Source organism: Winogradskyella sp. A2, from assembly GCF_046762865.1.
GTDB lineage: Bacteria > Bacteroidota > Bacteroidia > Flavobacteriales > Flavobacteriaceae > Winogradskyella.
Map to the genome: position 1 here is coordinate 50895 of NZ_JBKQXM010000003.1, position 17878 is coordinate 68772.

16 protein-coding genes are annotated in these 17878 nt (G+C 33.4%); 5 read left to right on the top strand and 11 right to left on the bottom strand.

Features of this window, described 5'->3' with window-relative positions:
• Window positions 1-36: 36 nt before the first annotated feature.
• Window positions 37-900, bottom strand: coding sequence for a hydroxymethylglutaryl-CoA lyase (locus ACFWV9_RS06205; protein ID WP_411894376.1), 864 nt, complete (start codon window positions 898-900; stop codon window positions 37-39).
• A gap of 44 nt (window positions 901-944) precedes the next feature.
• Window positions 945-1562 (bottom strand): LysE family translocator, encoded by a 618-nt coding sequence (locus tag ACFWV9_RS06210; RefSeq protein WP_411894377.1) that lies wholly within the window; start codon window positions 1560-1562, stop codon window positions 945-947.
• A 93-nt stretch (window positions 1563-1655) separates the two neighbouring features.
• Between ACFWV9_RS06210 and ACFWV9_RS06215 the strand changes: the two genes are divergently transcribed.
• On the top strand, window positions 1656-2585 hold the full coding sequence (locus ACFWV9_RS06215; RefSeq protein ID WP_411894378.1) for a spondin domain-containing protein: 930 nt from the start codon (window positions 1656-1658) through the stop codon (window positions 2583-2585).
• A 99-nt stretch (window positions 2586-2684) separates the two neighbouring features.
• Window positions 2685-4424 (top strand): T9SS type A sorting domain-containing protein, encoded by a 1740-nt coding sequence (locus ACFWV9_RS06220; protein ID WP_411894379.1) that lies wholly within the window; start codon window positions 2685-2687, stop codon window positions 4422-4424.
• 31 nt (window positions 4425-4455) lie between these two features.
• On the opposite strand, the gene ACFWV9_RS06225 is transcribed toward ACFWV9_RS06220, so the two are convergent.
• Complete coding sequence (locus ACFWV9_RS06225) at window positions 4456-5478, bottom strand: quinone-dependent dihydroorotate dehydrogenase (protein ID WP_411894380.1); 1023 nt, start codon at window positions 5476-5478, stop codon at window positions 4456-4458.
• Window positions 5479-5628: 150 nt separating this feature from the next.
• Between ACFWV9_RS06225 and ACFWV9_RS06230 the strand changes: the two genes are divergently transcribed.
• Together ACFWV9_RS06230 and ACFWV9_RS06235 are read left to right on the top strand one after the other, a co-directional pair.
• Complete coding sequence (locus tag ACFWV9_RS06230; protein WP_411894381.1) at window positions 5629-6459, top strand: universal stress protein; 831 nt, start codon at window positions 5629-5631, stop codon at window positions 6457-6459.
• A gap of 100 nt (window positions 6460-6559) precedes the next feature.
• Window positions 6560-7582, top strand: a complete 1023-nt coding sequence (locus ACFWV9_RS06235; protein WP_411894382.1) for a S1C family serine protease — start codon at window positions 6560-6562, stop codon at window positions 7580-7582.
• Window positions 7583-7601: 19 nt separating this feature from the next.
• Here ACFWV9_RS06235 and ACFWV9_RS06240 read toward each other — a convergent pair whose 3' ends face one another.
• The 5 genes from ACFWV9_RS06240 to ACFWV9_RS06260 are packed head-to-tail and all read right to left on the bottom strand — an operon-like array spanning window position 7602 to window position 15308.
• Window positions 7602-8036: a hypothetical protein gene (locus tag ACFWV9_RS06240; protein ID WP_411894383.1), complete on the bottom strand. Its 435-nt coding sequence runs from the start codon at window positions 8034-8036 to the stop codon at window positions 7602-7604.
• A 19-nt stretch (window positions 8037-8055) separates the two neighbouring features.
• Complete coding sequence (locus tag ACFWV9_RS06245; RefSeq protein WP_411894384.1) at window positions 8056-8727, bottom strand: ion channel; 672 nt, start codon at window positions 8725-8727, stop codon at window positions 8056-8058.
• 6 nt (window positions 8728-8733) lie between these two features.
• Window positions 8734-11847 (bottom strand): efflux RND transporter permease subunit, encoded by a 3114-nt coding sequence (locus tag ACFWV9_RS06250; protein ID WP_411894385.1) that lies wholly within the window; start codon window positions 11845-11847, stop codon window positions 8734-8736.
• 9 nt (window positions 11848-11856) lie between these two features.
• Window positions 11857-12906 (bottom strand): efflux RND transporter periplasmic adaptor subunit, encoded by a 1050-nt coding sequence (locus ACFWV9_RS06255; protein WP_411894386.1) that lies wholly within the window; start codon window positions 12904-12906, stop codon window positions 11857-11859.
• A 59-nt stretch (window positions 12907-12965) separates the two neighbouring features.
• On the bottom strand, window positions 12966-15308 hold the full coding sequence (locus ACFWV9_RS06260) for a TolC family protein (protein ID WP_411894387.1): 2343 nt from the start codon (window positions 15306-15308) through the stop codon (window positions 12966-12968).
• A gap of 126 nt (window positions 15309-15434) precedes the next feature.
• On the opposite strand from ACFWV9_RS06260, the gene pepT reads away from it, so the two are divergent.
• Complete coding sequence (gene pepT / locus ACFWV9_RS06265; protein ID WP_411894388.1) at window positions 15435-16667, top strand: peptidase T; 1233 nt, start codon at window positions 15435-15437, stop codon at window positions 16665-16667.
• A 6-nt stretch (window positions 16668-16673) separates the two neighbouring features.
• On the opposite strand, the gene ACFWV9_RS06270 is transcribed toward pepT, so the two are convergent.
• The 3 genes from ACFWV9_RS06270 to ACFWV9_RS06280 are packed head-to-tail and all read right to left on the bottom strand — an operon-like array spanning window position 16674 to window position 17862.
• Window positions 16674-17084, bottom strand: coding sequence for a hypothetical protein (locus ACFWV9_RS06270; RefSeq protein ID WP_411894389.1), 411 nt, complete (start codon window positions 17082-17084; stop codon window positions 16674-16676).
• Complete coding sequence (locus tag ACFWV9_RS06275) at window positions 17062-17658, bottom strand: archaeosortase/exosortase family protein (protein WP_411894390.1); 597 nt, start codon at window positions 17656-17658, stop codon at window positions 17062-17064. Before ACFWV9_RS06275 ends, ACFWV9_RS06270 begins: the two co-directional genes overlap by 23 nt.
• Window positions 17659-17862, bottom strand: a complete 204-nt coding sequence (locus ACFWV9_RS06280) for a PID-CTERM protein-sorting domain-containing protein (protein ID WP_411894391.1) — start codon at window positions 17860-17862, stop codon at window positions 17659-17661. It lies immediately after the preceding gene.
• Window positions 17863-17878 lie beyond the last annotated feature (16 nt).

The following is a 17878-nucleotide window of genomic DNA, read 5'->3' on the forward strand; positions in this document are numbered from 1 at the left end:
ATGGCGTTGCTTAAACTTAAGTAGCGCTTTTTCTGTTTAGTGATATTTAGAAAAGATTTTTGTGGCCTCATTATAAGCACTTTCAAAGCTCATGGCATTAAGATCATGCGCTTTTTTTTGTGTAAAGTATGACAACATTTTTTCGGTAGGCATATTCCCTGTCAATTCATCTTTAGCCATTGGGCAACCACCAAACCCTTGTATAGCACCATCAAAACGTCTACATCCTGCCGTATAAGCCGCGTCAATCTTTTCGAACCAAGTTGAAGGTGTGGTGTGCAAATGAGCACCGAATTCAATTTTTGGATAATTGGGTATCAAATTTGAAAACAAATAATTTATGTTCTCTTCATCCGAACTCCCAATTGTGTCACTCAAGGATAAAATCTTAACACCCATCTTAGCAAGCCTTTCGGTCCACTCACCTACTATATCTACATTCCAAGGGTCACCATAAGGATTACCAAATCCCATTGAAATATAAACAACAACTTCCTTTTTAGATTTATCCGCAATTTCTAATATTTCTTGTAATGTTATTACTGATTGAGCAATAGTCTTATGCGTGTTACGCATTTGAAAGTTTTCTGATATAGAAAAAGGAAAGCCTAAATAATTAATTTCAGCATGTTTTGAAGCATCATTAGCGCCACGTGTGTTAGCGATTATAGCCAACAATTTACTTTGTGTTTTACTCAAGTCTAATTGCTCTAAAACTTGTGCAGTGTCAACCATTTGTGGTATGGCCTTTGGAGAAACAAAACTCCCAAAATCTATTGTATCAAAACCAACTCGGAGCAATGACTGAATGTATTGCACCTTCTTCTCGGTAGGTATAAATTCCTTAATGCCTTGCATGGCATCTCTAGGACATTCAATTAGTTTTATTTGCCTATTCATTGCTTCAAATATAAGGCTTACAAAATCCAATTCATAACTATAAATTATATAAGAATGAATATGGCAATACCAACAAAAACAACTATTTGAAGCCACTTAAAAACCACACCAGAATTTTTATGACTTAGTGTATAGGTCTTAATTTCACCAGCTAACAAAGCTATTGCTGAAAAGATAACAAATGATACTAACATGAAAATTCCTCCTAGGATATAAAACTGAATCACAGTGCTTAAGGAATCACTAAAAAGAAATCCCGGAAAAAAAGCAAGAAAGAATATAGTAACCTTTGGATTTAGAACATTCATAAAAAAACCCTGTACAAAAAGTGCATTTAAACTTTTTTTAGGTGCTGTATTATCACCAAAATTTATTTCCGAATTTGATTTAAATACATTGTAAGCCAAATACAAGAGGTAAATAGCACCAAAAATTTTAATAGCTAAAAATATATTCTCATTGTCCTTAATTATGGCAGATACGCCAAAGGCCAGTAATGTTGTATGTACAATACATCCTGTGATTAAGCCACAAACCGTAGCCAGTCCAAATGACTTGCCATTAGAAATACTTTGAACCAGCACATAAATATTGTCCGGACCTGGTGAAATCGCAAGTGCAGATGTTGCCAATGCAAAGGATATGAGTATTTCTATGTTCACAATTTAATTTTGCTCTAAAATACGTTAAATGAGAAATAATATGTAAGGAGGAAAGGTATTTACCAACTAACCCTATTAAAAAACACTGCTGCTATGAAAAAAATTACACTTCAACTTACCATAATCCTAACCTGCCTATTATCTAGCATTGGATTTACGCAGTCTACTGCGACATATGATATTGATTTTACAAGTACATGGAACTCCACTGATCATGGAACTCTACCAGGTAACGCCCATTGGTCTAATTTGGTTGGTGCCAACCACAATTCTAATATTACTTTTTTAGAAATGGGTGGTTCAGCAACCCAAGGTATTGAAAATGTAGCTGAATTAGGATCAAATAGTGTTTTTAACAGTGAGGTACAAACGGCTATTATTTCTGGTAATGCTGAACAGTGGTTAGAACAAAGTTTCTCTCCTTTTGCTGCCATAAGTTCCGCAACGCTGGTTGATGTAGTAGTTTCTGAGGATTATCCATTATTAACTTTAGTTTCGATGATCGCACCAAGTCCTGATTGGATGATTGCAGTAAATAGTTTAAATCTTTGGGATGCAAGCATGAATAAATGGAAGGAATCGTTTACCATAGATCTTTTTCCCTACGATGCTGGTACAGAAAACGGATTTAACTATTCTACAAGTAACGCTCCGACTGTTCCTAGAGGAGTTATTACAAACATTGCTGGTGCCTCTGGTTATCCATTTGGGCCTGAAAAAATAGGAACATTGACGGTAACCTTTAAAAGTACCTCTCTCAGCACTGATGAGTTTGAAAACTTTGACAATCTAAAGATTTACCCGAATCCTGTAACCAATGGAATAATTTCTATTTCAAACGGATCGTCTGTCAACAAAATTGAACTTTTTGACGTGTTAGGTAAACAAGTAAAACGAATTTTGCAAAATGCTTCTGACCAAGAGTTTAATATTGTATTACCCGATTTAAAAGCTGGTATATATTTAATGAAACTGTACGGTATTGAAGGTCAAATTGTAAGTAGAAAGTTGATTATCCAATAGAATTAGTTGTTAATTTACTTAGCGTTTTATCGAATATTCATTGCTAATTGTGTGTAAATTCTTATTTTGGGGTGCTTTGAAAATTATAAAACTAACCGAATGAACCCAAAAACTTTACTTCACACAACATTATTATTATTTCTTTTACTATTCGTTTCAACTTCGATCAATGCACAAAGTGATGATTGTGGTTTTGAATTTACGGAAGCAGCTCAAAACTATTATGATTCTATAAAAGACCAAATTGAAGAATTAGAAACTGAATTTTTAGAAAACCAATTAACCGGTAGAAGTTCTACATTATTAAGTTCTGTACCTGTAAAGGCACATATAATAAGACAGTCTGATGGTACTGGTGGTTTAACAAATATTGAACTTAATGATGCCATGGCTGCAATGAATTCAATTTATGTTAATGCAGGATTGGAATTCTTTTTATGTGATGGTATAAATTATATCAATAGTGATGACTATTATACCTATCAAAGTGCTGAAGAGTCATTGATGACATCAGTTCATAATGTAAACGGTGTAATAAACATTTATTTTACAAATTCAATAACTAGCAGCTCAGGTGGCAGTCTTTGTGGATATGCATATTTCCCAGGAGGTCCAGAGACTATTTTAATGGCAAATAGTTGTACAACAAACGGAAGTACATTATCACATGAAATGGGTCATTTCTTTGCATTGTCTCATACGCATGGCAACAGCAATGTTTTTGCTTCTTCACAGGAGCTAGTAGATGGTTCTAACTGTGATAGTACAGGCGATTTTATATGTGATACACCAGCTGATCCAAAATTAGGAGTTAATAACGTTAATCAAGATTGTAATTACACTGATACTACTAGCTTAGATAGTAATGGAGATTTATATCAGCCAGATCCATTAAATTTAATGTCTTATTCTCGTAAACGATGCAGATCTTTATTTTCACCACAGCAGTATGCAAGAATTAACGCTATTTATCAAGTTTCTAGAGTAAGTATGGCTTGCCCAAGTTTTAGTACTGATTTTGTTGCAGATGAAACGGATAGTTGTGAGACTAACTTAACAGTAAATTTTACTGATAATAGCGTTGGTGCTACGTCTTGGTCGTGGGACGTAAATGGTGACGATATTGTAGATTACACTACGCAAAATATAACGCATACTTACAATGGCGTTGGAGCTTATGATGTTGCTTTGACCATCTCAGATGGCAGCAGCAATATTAGTAAGGTAAAATCACAATATATTAATGTGGGTGCTGAAGAAATAAGCACAGCAACGATAGGACTGAGTCTTACATTAGATGATTGGCCGGCAGAAACATCGTGGAACTTCTCAGATGGAGATGGTAATGTTTTGTATTCTGGAGGGCCTTATATTGAAGGCGTTGATGATTTTACTACAAAAACCGAAACATTTACAATTAACCCAGATCTGTGCTACAAATTTGAAATAAATGATAGTTATGGTGACGGAATTTGTTGTGCTTCAGGAAATGGAAATTATGAATTAAGAGCTGATGATAATACCTTATTGGCAAGTGGAGGTAATTTTAGTAGTGGTACATCTAATAGTTTTTTTAACGGTGTTCTTAGTATAAATGAATTTAGTAACGAGGAAATTAGTCTTTTCCCAAATCCAACTTCAAGTACATTGACAATAAAGTCAAAAACACTTCCGGATAATTTTGAAATTTATAATGCACTGGGACAATTAATCCAACAATCAAAAATAATCTCAAATCAGGATTTAAGCATTTCAGTTGAGAGCTTAAAAGAAGGCATATACTTTATAAAGCTCACAAGAGATAATTCTAGTCAGGTATTGTCATTTGTAAAACAATAATAGAACAATCATAATATAAATAAAGGCGCATTTACTGCGCCTTTTTTATTAGTGCTTTATTAATATCTTTTATAAGTTTTGGTCCTTCATAAACAAAACCCGTATAGAGTTGAACCAAATCTGCACCAGCTTCAAATTTTTCTAGAGCATCTTCTGCAGAATGAATTCCTCCTACTCCAATAATAGGAAATGATTTATCACTTTTTTCCGCTAAAAAACGTATAACTTCAGTAGATCGATCTGTTAATGGTTTACCACTCAACCCACCTGTTTCAGATTTATTTGAACTTTTTAGTCCTTCACGAGAAATAGTTGTATTGGTTGCTATAACACCATCAATCTTAGTTATCTTAACAATATCGATGATATCCATTAATTGTTCATCCGTTAAATCTGGTGCTATTTTTAGGAGTATTGGTTTAGATACATCCTTACCAAAATTTAAGACCTGTAATGCTTTTAATAAATTAGTTAATGGCTCCTTATCTTGTAACGCCCTTAAGTTAGGTGTGTTTGGTGAGCTAACATTAACTACAAAATAATCTACATAATCAAACAAGGCTTCGAAACAGATTTCATAGTCTTCTATGGCATTTTCATTTGGAGTAATTTTATTCTTACCAATATTGCCTCCAATTAAAACACCTTTATTTTTTTTCAGTCTAAGCACTGCTTCTTCTACACCACCATTATTAAAGCCCATTCTGTTAATTATTGCAGAATCCGATTTTAATCTAAACAATCTTTTTTTAGGATTGCCTGGTTGTGGCTTAGGTGTTAAAGTACCAATTTCAATAAATCCAAAACCAAAATTTGATAATTCATTATATAACTTGGCATCTTTATCAAAGCCTGCAGCCAGACCAACAGGATTTTTAAACTTTAAACCAAATAGTTCTCGTTCTAATAATGGGTTTTCAACTAGATATAAGTTTTTAAACAAGCTTTTTACACCTGGTATTTTTGATAGATTTCTTATTAATGAAAAGGTAAAATAATGTACTTTTTCTGGATCAAATAAGAAAAGAATTGGTCTAATAACAGTTTTATACATGAAGTGCTAATTTGCTTTGCAAAAATAAGAATCTTATTAGTTATTAGAAGCTACAAAACATAATAAATATTTAACTATAAACTGTCATTTATCATCAAATATAACCATAGTAATTCTTAACTTTGACTAATAACTAATTAAAGAACAATCATGAAAAAGATCATTATTCCTGTCGATTTTTCTGTCTATTCAGAATATGCCCTAGAAACAGGTGCGGCACTTGCTAAAAAACATAATGCAGAATTAATTGTGATGCATATGTTAGAACTTTCAGAATCTCTAATATCATCCTCTAGTTCAGCGCGAAATGAAGAAACAGCATTTATGTTAATGTTGGCCAATAAACGGTTTGAAGAATTTTTAGATAAGCCTTATCTAGAAGGTATTAGTGTAACACCGCTTATCAAACACCATAAGGTATTGAAAGAAGTATCTGAAGTGGGTACCTACGAAAAAGCAGATTTAGTGGTGATGGGTTCTCGAGGACATAGTGAACACGACGGTATATTTACAGGTTCTAATACAGAAAAAGTCGTTAGATATAGCGATATCCCTGTTTTGGTGGTTAAATCAAAACCAACTTCAGTTGAATACAAGAATATAGTCATGGCAACTGACTTTTTAGAAGGTAGTATTTCTGCAGTTAAAACTGGACTTGAATTACTGAATAATCTTTCTGAGAATGTCATTCTATTGCATGTTAATCTGCCTAATTTAAGTTTCTTGAGCACAGATGAAATTGACCGAAGAGTATCAGAATTTTTGAAATTGTCTCAGCTTGAAGATAAGAATGTAAATGTTGATTTTATAGCAGACCACAACGTTGAAGATGGTATTTTAAGTTATGCAAGAAGAATTAATGCAGATGCTGTAGCCATGATTACACATGGCAGAAAAGGCTTAAGTCATTTCTTTGGCGGTAGTATATCAGAAGATCTTGTAAATCATGCCAAACGACCTGTTGTAACATTTAGGAAATAATAAATTAAAAGCCTTGATTTTCAAGGCTTTTTTATTCATTATTTATTTTTAATTCTATGTTATATAAAAAGTTACGAATACTCTTAAATACCAAGTTATAATGCAAAAAATCACTTTATTAATTTCACTTTTCTGCTTTACTTTTATTAAACTAACTGCCCAAGATTTGTCTGAAGTCTACTCAAAGGTAAACCCTGCAGTTGTCTCAATATTTGTAGAAGAGAATACAGTTGTAACTTCGAGTGATTTGAAATCACAAAAAGTAAGTGTAAACGGACTGGGTTCAGGATTTATGATTTCAGATAATTTATTAGTAACTGCTGCACATGTTGTTAGAGTACCAGAAAGAATTCAGATAAAGTTTAGTGATGGTGAAATAATTACTGGTAAGGTTGTTTCTTCTTATAATGCTCCTGATATTGCTTTAGTTAAGTTATTTAGACCAAAATTAAACGCCGTGACCGTAAAATTTGGTGATTCAGATAAGCTAAAAGTGGGTCAACAAATTTTCATAGTTGGCTCTCCTTATGGGCTAAGTGCTTCTTTCTCTTCAGGATATGTGAGTAGTTTTAGACGAAATAATTTAGGGGAAAATCCATTTACATCAACGGAATTTATTCAAACTGACGCTGCAATAAATCAAGGTAATTCGGGTGGGCCAATGTTCAATCTAGAAGGTGAAGTTGTTGGGATTGTAAGTCATATCACAACCCAATCTGGAGGATTTGATGGAATTGGATATGCAAGTAGTTCTAATCTCGCTTCAAAACTACTTATTGAAAATAAAATGCCATGGCTTGGTGCTGAATTACATTTACTAACACTCAAACAAGCTAAACTTTTAAATGTTCCTCAACAGTATGGTCTTTTAGTGCAACGCGTCTCGTCCAATTCAATTTTTGGTAGAATGGGTGTTAAAGGAGGTGATTCTGAAGTTCAACTAAACGGTAAAAATCTCATTATTGGTGGAGATATTATACTAGCTTTTAATGATATCAAAATTGAACTAAATGATGAAACATTATTAAAACTGAGTGATGTTGCTAATAATCTTGGAGATGAACCAAAGATTAAATTAAAAATTCTGAGAGAAGGGAAAATTATTACGATAGAATCAAAATAACGGTAATAATTTGCTTCTATTAGTCACGTTTCCATGCCCAATGCGCTCTTTCGTAAAAACGTTTTAGAATTACATTGAAATTTTTCTCATGAAGCTTAAACTGTTCTTTACTTAATATTTTCTTTAGATCAGCACTTAACTTATCTAGCATTTCTTCAAAAAGCTCTTTTCGTTCTTCAATTGTATAATCTTTATCATTATCATCTAATCTGCGCATACGTGCAGCACTATTTAGAACAATATTGGAATATTCATTTTCAAGCTCATCATTCATTTTCATTAATTTCATGTTATTATAAAATAACAAGAAATTTTCGGCTGCCTCTTCAACTGTAAAAGTCGTATCAACCTTTCGTTCAATGATTTTCCTTTCAAGTTCTTTGTCTCTTTGACCAAATGAATTTGAGCATAACAAAAGTGAAACCAGTAATAATCCTAATTTATAAATTTTCATAATTCTATATTTTAAAATATCAATGCGTGTTAAATTCAGTACTCGATTGGTTTATGTATTTACCAACCACAATGGCTGTTAATATTACCAAATAGAATTGTCCTATTAACCCTATAAACATGGAGGCTTTTTGGGCCATATCCGTAATGGGCAAAATATCACCATAGCCAATGGTCATTAAAGTTATATAGGCAAAGTACATCAACTGTTCATATTTGTTGGGACTATTTATTGAACTTTCAATACCTGAGAAAGAACCTGGGTTAATAATTTCTATTGTCAAGCATAAAAAAAAGGATAGCAATCCTAAGGAAATATAACCACTTATTAAACCAAGTATTACATTTTTACTTACTACTTGTGCCTTCCAAACTTGTTTTATGATTTCTATTGTGACAACACTATAAAAAACAAAGTAAGCTGTAAGTTTTATATTGTGCAGCTTATTCGCACTATTAACAAATTCAAATATTACGAATACTACTGTTAGACAAAAAATTGCAAATAGAAACCTCGTTATAGCCTTTTTCTTTGAAACCAGTATTAATCCAAAAGTTAAATTTAACAATAGCAAAAAAGGTAGTACAAAATTTTCAAACCAAGCAGAGGGTATAAACAAAGACCCAAATAATACGGCGAGCTGTGTTATTAGAAAAAGTTCAAACCGGTATGGATAAAGTCTATCTAGCATTTAAATTTATTCATCTAATATAGAGTTATCAAATTCATAGCCTTTATAATCAACTTTGAACAAAATACTATAAAGAGAGGGTATAAAAAGTAAGGTTATTACAGTACCGAATAGTAAGCCTATCATAATACTTACGGCCATACCTTCCCACATTTCGCCTCCACTAAGATAAAGAGGGATAAGACCAAGTACAGTAGTAAATGTAGCCAACAATATTGGTCTAAAGCGTTGCAGGCACGCAGCAATTATTGCGTCTTGAATAGGGCGTTTAATTTCAGTCTCCTCAATTTGTATACGGTCAATTAATACAATTGCATTATTAATAACTATTCCAGCTAATGAAATAACACCCAAAAATGGCATAAAACCAAATGGTTCTTGAAAAATAAGTAAGCCAATAACAACACCGATAATTCCTAATGGAATTGTAGCAGCAACCATAATGGTTTTCCTAACTGAGTTAAACATAATTATGAGAAGCAGGATAATTATAAAACCAGATAATGGCAAATAATTAATTACGGCACCCATATTCTCTGCCGTATTCTCCGCATCGCCTCCAAATTTATAGGTATATCCCTCAGGCCAATTTTCAGAAACTTCAATCATGTAAGGATCCATTTCTTTCATAATTGCAGAAGCATTACCTATGGAATTTAATTCACTACTAACGTTAATAGTTCTATCTATATTTAAGCGCTTAATTTTTGCATATTGCCATTGAGGCTCAATACTTGCCACCTGAAGCAACGGAACACTTTTACCTGTATTTTGAGCATAGATATTCAATGTTTCGATAGAAGCCAAGGTTTGTTGCTGACTTTCATTACTTCGCATTAAAATTGGAATTGACTTATCATTCTCGCGATATTCTCCAGTTTGAAAACCGTCTAATACAGTCTGTAAGGATGTCGCAACATCAGCACTTGTTACACCTGCCAACTGTGCTTTATTTTGATCGATATTTACAGCAAATTTTTTAGTTTTAGGGCCCCAATCATCTTTGATATTTTTAGTACCATTAACAGTACTCAGTTTTTGTTTGGTTTGTTCTGCTAATCGTGCTAAAACGTCAGGGTCTTCGCCAGAAATTTTAATCTCAATTGGTGTACCACCACCACCTGAACCTAATACTCCTACTTTAATATCAGCATTTGGAAAATTATCGTAGCAATAACTATTTAGTTTTTCAACCATTTCATTATTGTATATAAAATCGGACGTATTTACCAAAATATGCGCATAACTAGGGTCTGGTTCATCTGATGAGTAACCCAAATCATATGATTCTGGTCCTTTACCTATATAAGCAGACCAATCTGTGATACCATTAGCCCTAGTTTCATTGACCACAAGATCAGATAACATGTAGCTTTCTATTTGTTTTATTATATCTTCAGTAGCTTCAATTCTATTTCCTTGCGGTAAATTAATATCAATAGTCACCATATTACGGTCACTATCTGGGAAAAATATAAATGGAATATATCCAAATCCTTTTAAGGACAAGAAAAAGAGCAAGACTATTATTACTATTACAATGCGTTTAAATGATAGTGCAAATAATATAAGATCTTTATAATAGAGCTTTAATTTATTGATTACCTTATCTATTAAACTCTCCTTTTTTTCTGCTTTTGGTGTAATTTTTAAGAATAGGAAACAAAGCAGAGTGATTACCGTCAAGGCCAATATCCAAGACGATAATAGAGCCAGCGATATAACCACGAAAATAGGACCAACGATGTCTCCCATGGTAGATTCTGCCAAATAAAAAGCTAAAAATGCGGCTGAGGTCGTTAAAGTTGATATCAATAGTGGCGTAAATAATTCTGCACAAGCATCAATTGCTGCAGTTTTGGCATCAACACCATTTTCCATTTTTACCATTATGGTTTCTGCAACAACAATGGCATTATCTACCATCATACCTAAGGCCATAATTAAAGCAGCAAGCGTTACCTGATTAAGTCCCATATCTATAACACCCATAAGCATCAATGTCATGATGGTTACCATAGGTATAAGACTAGCAATTATTCCTCCTGTTCTTAACCCTAAGAATATTAGCATCACTATAAGAACAATTACAATAGCCTGAATTAAATTAACGATAAAATCACCAATTTTTAAGTCAATGTAGGTGTCTAATGATGATAATCTTTTAAGTTCTAATCCTACAGGTAATAGCCTTTCCCATTCCTTAATAACCGTATCTATATCCGTACCTAACTGAATTACATTCGCCCCTTCTTTAAGACTTATATGCATGGATATGGCTTCTTGACCATTAACAGTGACCAATTGGCTTGGAGGATCTATATAGTCTTGTCTAACACTAGTGATATCACCTAAATAGACTAATTGTGATCCATCTCCAACTGGAATCAATGTTTGTTTAATATCCTCAACTGAATTAAAATTCCCCGTTGGTTCTAATATAATACGCTCATTACCTAAGTTTATCTGCCCACCTGAACTCAAAATATTTGTAGAACTAATGATACTTTGAAGTTTTGAAGCAGACAATCCATACTCTTTTAATCTAGCATTATCAAATTCAATAAAAACGCGTTCGTCCTGTACACCACCTAATTCAACTTTTGCTGCTAAATCTAATTTTATTAAATCATCCTTTATGTCGTCTACATACTCCTTTGCCTCTGCGTATGTAAACCCATCAATAACGAGACCAACAGCAATACCAAACACCTCTCCAATACCATCATCATTAAGATTTGGGTTAACACCAGATGGCAATCCTTTTATTTGTGATAATTTTCGTCTTAATCTATCCCAAACCGGTTGTAAGTCCTGTGGTTCAACTTGTTCTTTTAATTCAACTGAAACAACAGATAGACCAGATCTAGAGGTACTGCTTACTTCCTTTAATTCGGGAAGTTCTTGAACTACTTTTTCTACCTTATCAGTTACCAATTGTTCTACACGTTCTGGACTAGAGCCGGGAAAGGAAGAAACTACTGTAGCGACTCTTACGGTATAAGGTGGCATACTATCTCTTGGAAGAGAGGTGTACATCACAATACCAAGAAGAATAATTGTTGAAAGTACAGTAAACGTTATGCGATTTCTGTTTATTGAAAATGCCGCTAAATTCATTGATACTGATTAATTAAGTTTAACTTCTTGTCCATCAAGGAGTGTTTGTAGACCAGCAGTAGCAATCTTTTGGCCAATTTGTAATCCAGATACCACTTCAAATCCTTGAGGAGTTAGATTACCAATAGTAATTGGTTGTTTCTTAACGGTTGTCTTTTCATCAGATTCCTCAATTAGAAATACAAACCTTCCATTGCCGTCTTCACCAACTGCATTGGCTGGGACTACCATTATTTTTTCATCTAGAGATTCAGAGACGAACTCAAAATTAACCGATGCCGCCATACCACTTTTTATGCGATCATCACTATCTGTAACCATAACAGTCACCGGATAGGTCGATGTATTTTGATCAACCGCTGGTGCCACTTCCGTAACAATTGCATTAAAGTTTTCTTCTGGAATTGCTGTAAAGGACACCTTTACTTTCATGTCTTTTTTAACTGCATTAATAATAGATTCTGGTAAACCTAATGAAATCTCAATGGCACTGCCTGCATTTAATACGCCTATGGTTTGTCCCGGCGAGACATTTTCATCGACTTCTGCACCGACAGAAGCAATGACACCATCTTCTGACGCATACAAATACCCAAATCTTATCTGATCTTGCTGAATTGCAACACTACGCTTAGAAGATTCGAAACTAGCTACAGCAGTTCTGTAAGAGTTTTTTGCATCTTCATAATCACTTAATGATGCACTACCCTTTTCATAGAGAGTTCTCACTCTGTTTAATGCCAATTTAGCTGTGTTCATTTGAGACTCTGAACTGTTTTTAGATTCTATTGCAGACTCGTAATTTAATCGAGCAGAAACATTATCCAAGGTTCCGAGCAAATCATTCTTTTTTACCTTTTGACCAAGTTTCATATCTAGTTTCGTAATAATACCACTACTTCTAAAACTAAGATTTACAATTTTTTCAGTTTGTGCAGTTCCACTAAAACTTCTTGATTTATCACCTCCAACATACCCAACTTCACCAGTTCGAACAGGCCTTAAAACAATCTCTTCCGTAACTTCATTCTCACCGCAACCTAGGAAAAAACAAAACATAAAAAGGCTACTAAATTTTAAAAAGCGATTAACTATCATGGTTTTATACTGTATTTTTATTAGTCTTCGTTTTTATTTAAAAATTCCATAAATCGTTGCGCAAAAGCTTCACGATCCGATTGATCTTGTAACAAAAAGAAAAGTCCTAGTGAACGTTCTAATTGCATTGAACTTTGTAAATAATTATAGGTGGCGTTTGCACTTGCCAATTGAGCTTGTAAATAATTATTCTGAGCATCCAACAATTGCACAATGTTTACAGCACCATTGGCATAAGAAGTCTGAGTTAAATCAAGAGCCTCTTTTGCCGTATCTTCAAACAGTTTGGATAACTCAATATTTGAAATTTGATTCACTAGATCTAACACAGAATCATTTATATTCTTTTCAATATTTAGTTCAATATTCTCTTTAGATATTTCTAATTGTTCCTTTTGCACAGAAGCGATCTGCTGATTTAAATTCTGTTTGTTTTGATTAAAAAGGGGTATTGAGACATTTAATCCTAGCGTATAATAACCGTCTGGTATTGTTGGAAAACCGGTTGGGAAATCTGCACCTGCACCCGACCTTGAAAATTCATAGTTGTATTGCCCTTGAAGAGCTACAGTAGGTAAAAAACGGCCTGCTCCAAATAGTCGCTCACTTCTTTCTGTGGCTTCAATATTGTATTGCAATGCCTTAAGTTCTGGTGCATTGGTAATCGCTTCTTGAACTAGGAAATTGACAAATGGTTTTCTTAATGTTGGGTCATCCAAGAACTGTCCCAGTTGCTCATAATTATAGTTACTGAAAATTCCCTTTCTCAGCTCAGCTTCATCAACATTAATATCTGTATCAATAGGGTTATTTAATAATTGATTTAAGGTATAATAGCCTTGTTCTAACTGATTTATTGCCTCTATAAGTTGTTGCGTATTTTGAGCCATTTCTGAGCGAAATCTCAAAACATCTGATTTACCAGACTGTCCAGCTTCATAATTTTCAGTAGCAATCCTTAGGTTATACTTTGTTAGTTCAAGATTCTTGCTTTGAATAGCCAAATTTGACTTTAAAATTAAAGCGGTAAAATAAGCCGTTGCTACGTTAAAAATGACATTCAACGCTTCACTATTATAATTTTCTTTTTGTGCTTCACGTAAAGATTTCTGAATGCTTATATTGGCATTTGCTGATTCAGAGAATACAGTTTGTTGCAAAGTGACATTACCAGAAGTAGTAATCTCAGGACTTTGACCATTACTAACAGTTGCTAATTCAGGATCTACATAAGATCCTGTGGCACCAGCAGTAACATTTGGCAAATAATCACTTTTTGCAATTTGCACATCCTTTTCTGTAAGCGTAATATCTCTACTCAAGGTTTGCAAATCCAAGTTCTTGGCAATTGCTTCTTGCAAAACTCCAACAAGATTATAGTTTTTTTCCGCAATTTTGAGTTTAGGATCACCAATAAAAGTAGTTGAAGCTATTAAACTGTATTTAATTGGTAAGCCAATTTTCTGTGCTGTATTGTAATTAATAGTTAGACTAAGTTTAGATTCTATTTTGGTGCCCAAACCAGAAAATTCCTCACCAGCAACAATAGATTCTATTGTCAAGGCAATTTTTCTGAAAAACTGATTCAGTCCTGACTGATCATAATTACTCGCTAAGATTCCATTCTTTACGTCCTTTGCTGGATTTGCAGAAAACGAAGGCATTTTTCGTTCAATTAATTCGTTGGCCAAGATTGTAATCTCTTCATCTGATAAATAAAATCCTCCGGCAAGATAAAGACCACCAATTCCTTCTAATTGAGAAATAATGTCGTTTAATGATGCAAAAGGAATTAATTTTATTTCTGTTCCAAGCTCTTCACCTATCCTTCTAAATGTATCTTCAATTGTTAAATTGTCAGCGAACGGTTGTTCAACTGCTACACCAATCTTTTCGGGTTTTGCTAATTCCTTAAATACACTTAAATCCTTTTTAAATGATTGGGATGTAGTAATTGAAGTAAAATTTGGTATCTCATTTAATGATTCTTCATCAGCTATTAATTCTTCACTTAGAGTTCCAAAAACAATGGTTGGTTTGGCAAACGAACTGTTCTTTGTTATAATTAAATTATTGATTTTACCAAAGGCTACGATAATATCTGTGTCGTTATTAATTAGTTGATTATAATTAATTATTGCCTGATCTGTACTGAAGTCATTTACAAGTCTATATTCCGCAGGAAATTCTATAATTGCATCTTCACCAATTACTGCAGAAATCTCATTAGAAAGCTCATCTAAAAGAGCTTCGATTTCAACAGATGTTTTTTCCAACAGGTAACCAATTTTATATGTCTTAGTTTGAGCATATGAATTAATTGTCACAAAAAGTGCCAATAAAACTCCGAGGTAATATCGCATTGGTTGATTTTTTATAAAGGTTAAAAATAAAAATTTATTCTGCCACTATTCAAGTTCTTAAGAAGAAATATCATTCTGTTTAATCTTTATAAGGTTTTGTTATTATTTTTGATAAAAACAATAAACATGCAACATATTATAAACCGATTTATAAGCTACATAACAATAGATACAGAATCAGATCCAAATTCTGACACAACACCAAGTACAAAAAAACAATGGGATTTAGCAAACAAACTTGTTGATGAGCTAAAAGCCATTGGTATGAGCGACGTATCTATAGATGAAAACGCCTATATCATGGCTACCTTACCTAGTAATGTAGACCACGATGTCCCGACAATTGGTTTTATTTCGCACTTTGATACGTCTCCAGATTTCACAGGTGCTAATGTTAGTCCACAAATTATTGAAAACTACGATGGAAAAGACATTGTTTTAAATAAAGAAAAGAACATTGTTTTATCTCCTAGTTACTTTGATGATCTTTTGCAATATAAAGGTCAAACACTTATAACCACAGATGGTACTACACTTTTAGGAGCAGATGACAAAGCTGGGATTACAGAAATTATCACAGCTATGGAATATCTCATAAATAATCCACAGATTAAGCATGGAACCATTAAAGTTGGTTTCACACCAGATGAAGAGATTGGTAGAGGCGCTCATAAATTTGATGTTGATAAATTTGGAGCAGACTGGGCATATACAATGGATGGTAGCCAAATCGGCGAATTAGAATACGAAAATTTCAATGCGGCGGGAGCTAAAATTAAAGTGCAAGGTAAAATTGTACATCCTGGATATGCTAAAGGTAAAATGGTGAATTCAATGTATTATGCCACAGAATTTATTAATGCATTGCCAAGATTAGAAACACCAGAGCATACTGAGGGTTATCAAGGATTTTTTCATTTGACAAAAATTGAAGGAAAGGTTGAAGAAACATCACTTCAATATATAATAAGGGATCATGACAAAGAAAAGTTTGAAGCACGTAAATCTTTAATGGAGAAGATAGTGAATGATTTAAACTCAAAATTTGAATCCGACATTTTTTCAATTGAATTGAAGGATCAATACTACAATATGAAAGAGAAAGTAGAACCAGAAATGCATATTGTTGATATTGCGGAAGAAGCCATGAAGTCCTTAGGCATTAAACCACTTATAAAACCAATACGTGGCGGTACAGACGGCTCACAATTATCTTATATGGGACTTCCTTGCCCTAATATTTTTGCAGGTGGCCATAACTTTCATGGTCGCTATGAATATGTGCCTGTTGAGAGCATGCTGAAAGCTGTGGAAGTAATTTGTAAAATTGCTGAATTGACAGCCAAAAAATATAAATAACTTTATTTAATTGGTTTGTTTTACAAGGGTTCTATTAAGCAATCCCATTGCTACATATAACATCGGTGATATCAATACTTCCTGAATGTTTTGAGCTAACACGCTTAATTCTTGTATTGCTTTTCCATCTAAAAAAATATAGTAAAATAAACCAATACCTATAATAATACACAGGCCAGAAATATGTACAACATGCCATAAGGTGCTCATCCATTTTACTTTCAACTTACCAAGATGGTATGTGCCTACAAAATATACTGCTACAGTGGCAAAAAGCGAAATTAAGTGTCTTAACTTTCTAGGTATCTCGGCAGTATATCTATTTTCTGCAATAAAAATATAATAGCAAGAATAAATAATAAAAATAAAAATGAGGCCACCTATAAAGCGGCCTTTATTTGACTTGTAAAATTTCATTATTGAAATGTATTTTTCTAGCAAACAGTATCCATAACAAAAAGGTTACACCATAAACCGTTATTTTAAAAACATAGTGATGGGCAAAATCAAAGTAAACCTCATAATATTCCCTCAAATAAATTAATCCAATGCATCTGCCAATATTAACAAAATCAATAATTATAACACCAAAAATGATATAAAGAATTTTACGCCAAAATCTGGAAGGCATGCAAATTATAAAACCAATATATAATACTAACAATTCCAACCCATTGCAAGCGTCTGCAATATGTAAAATACTTCTTTCATTGTGATAAATTTCTGAAGACTCTTGTGTTATATATTCACCTTCATATATGGTTGTTCGTTCTGATCTAACGGCTTTAAAACCAGACATAGAACTAAACCTATTTAGTATTTCTGTAGAAGCCTCACCAACATGTGTAGTTAAGGGATAATCCAATATTTTAGATTCCGATAAGAACCCTATATATGTAATATTCCACACAATAAAAACCAATAAGGCTTTTCCTAAAAAAAGCCTTATTGGTTTTGGAAATTCTTGTATTAAAGATTTAAGTCTTTTCACCTATTTCTTATCACGTAGTTTTTTAACGCCATAAGCTGCCGCACCTATCACTAATGCGATCAAACCGCCATCAAGCGGGACATCCTGGGTATCAGTCGCTCCTCCTGGAGGAGCTTGGGCGTTAAGGCTGGTTGTACATACTATTGCCAGTACAATAAACAGCGTACCGATAGTTTTTGAAAATGTGCTTTTTGGATTTTTCATCGTGTTTGTTTTTATT

Excerpts from the sequence above, each read along its gene's own strand:
- ACFWV9_RS06205 (WP_411894376.1), bottom strand. The coding sequence starts at position 900 with ATGAATAGGCAAATAAAACTAATTGAATGTCCTAGAGATGCCATGCAA.
- ACFWV9_RS06215 (WP_411894378.1), top strand. The coding sequence starts at position 1,656 with ATGAAAAAAATTACACTTCAACTTACCATAATCCTAACCTGCCTATTA.
- ACFWV9_RS06220 (WP_411894379.1), top strand. The coding sequence starts at position 2,685 with ATGAACCCAAAAACTTTACTTCACACAACATTATTATTATTTCTTTTA.
- ACFWV9_RS06225 (WP_411894380.1), bottom strand. The coding sequence starts at position 5,478 with ATGTATAAAACTGTTATTAGACCAATTCTTTTCTTATTTGATCCAGAA.
- ACFWV9_RS06230 (WP_411894381.1), top strand. The coding sequence starts at position 5,629 with ATGAAAAAGATCATTATTCCTGTCGATTTTTCTGTCTATTCAGAATAT.
- ACFWV9_RS06235 (WP_411894382.1), top strand. The coding sequence starts at position 6,560 with ATGCAAAAAATCACTTTATTAATTTCACTTTTCTGCTTTACTTTTATT.
- ACFWV9_RS06240 (WP_411894383.1), bottom strand. The coding sequence starts at position 8,036 with ATGAAAATTTATAAATTAGGATTATTACTGGTTTCACTTTTGTTATGC.
- ACFWV9_RS06245 (WP_411894384.1), bottom strand. The coding sequence starts at position 8,727 with ATGCTAGATAGACTTTATCCATACCGGTTTGAACTTTTTCTAATAACA.
- ACFWV9_RS06250 (WP_411894385.1), bottom strand. The coding sequence starts at position 11,847 with ATGAATTTAGCGGCATTTTCAATAAACAGAAATCGCATAACGTTTACT.
- ACFWV9_RS06255 (WP_411894386.1), bottom strand. The coding sequence starts at position 12,906 with ATGTTTTGTTTTTTCCTAGGTTGCGGTGAGAATGAAGTTACGGAAGAG.
- ACFWV9_RS06260 (WP_411894387.1), bottom strand. The coding sequence starts at position 15,308 with ATGCGATATTACCTCGGAGTTTTATTGGCACTTTTTGTGACAATTAAT.
- pepT (WP_411894388.1), top strand. The coding sequence starts at position 15,435 with ATGCAACATATTATAAACCGATTTATAAGCTACATAACAATAGATACA.
- ACFWV9_RS06270 (WP_411894389.1), bottom strand. The coding sequence starts at position 17,084 with ATGAAATTTTACAAGTCAAATAAAGGCCGCTTTATAGGTGGCCTCATT.
- ACFWV9_RS06280 (WP_411894391.1), bottom strand. The coding sequence starts at position 17,862 with ATGAAAAATCCAAAAAGCACATTTTCAAAAACTATCGGTACGCTGTTT.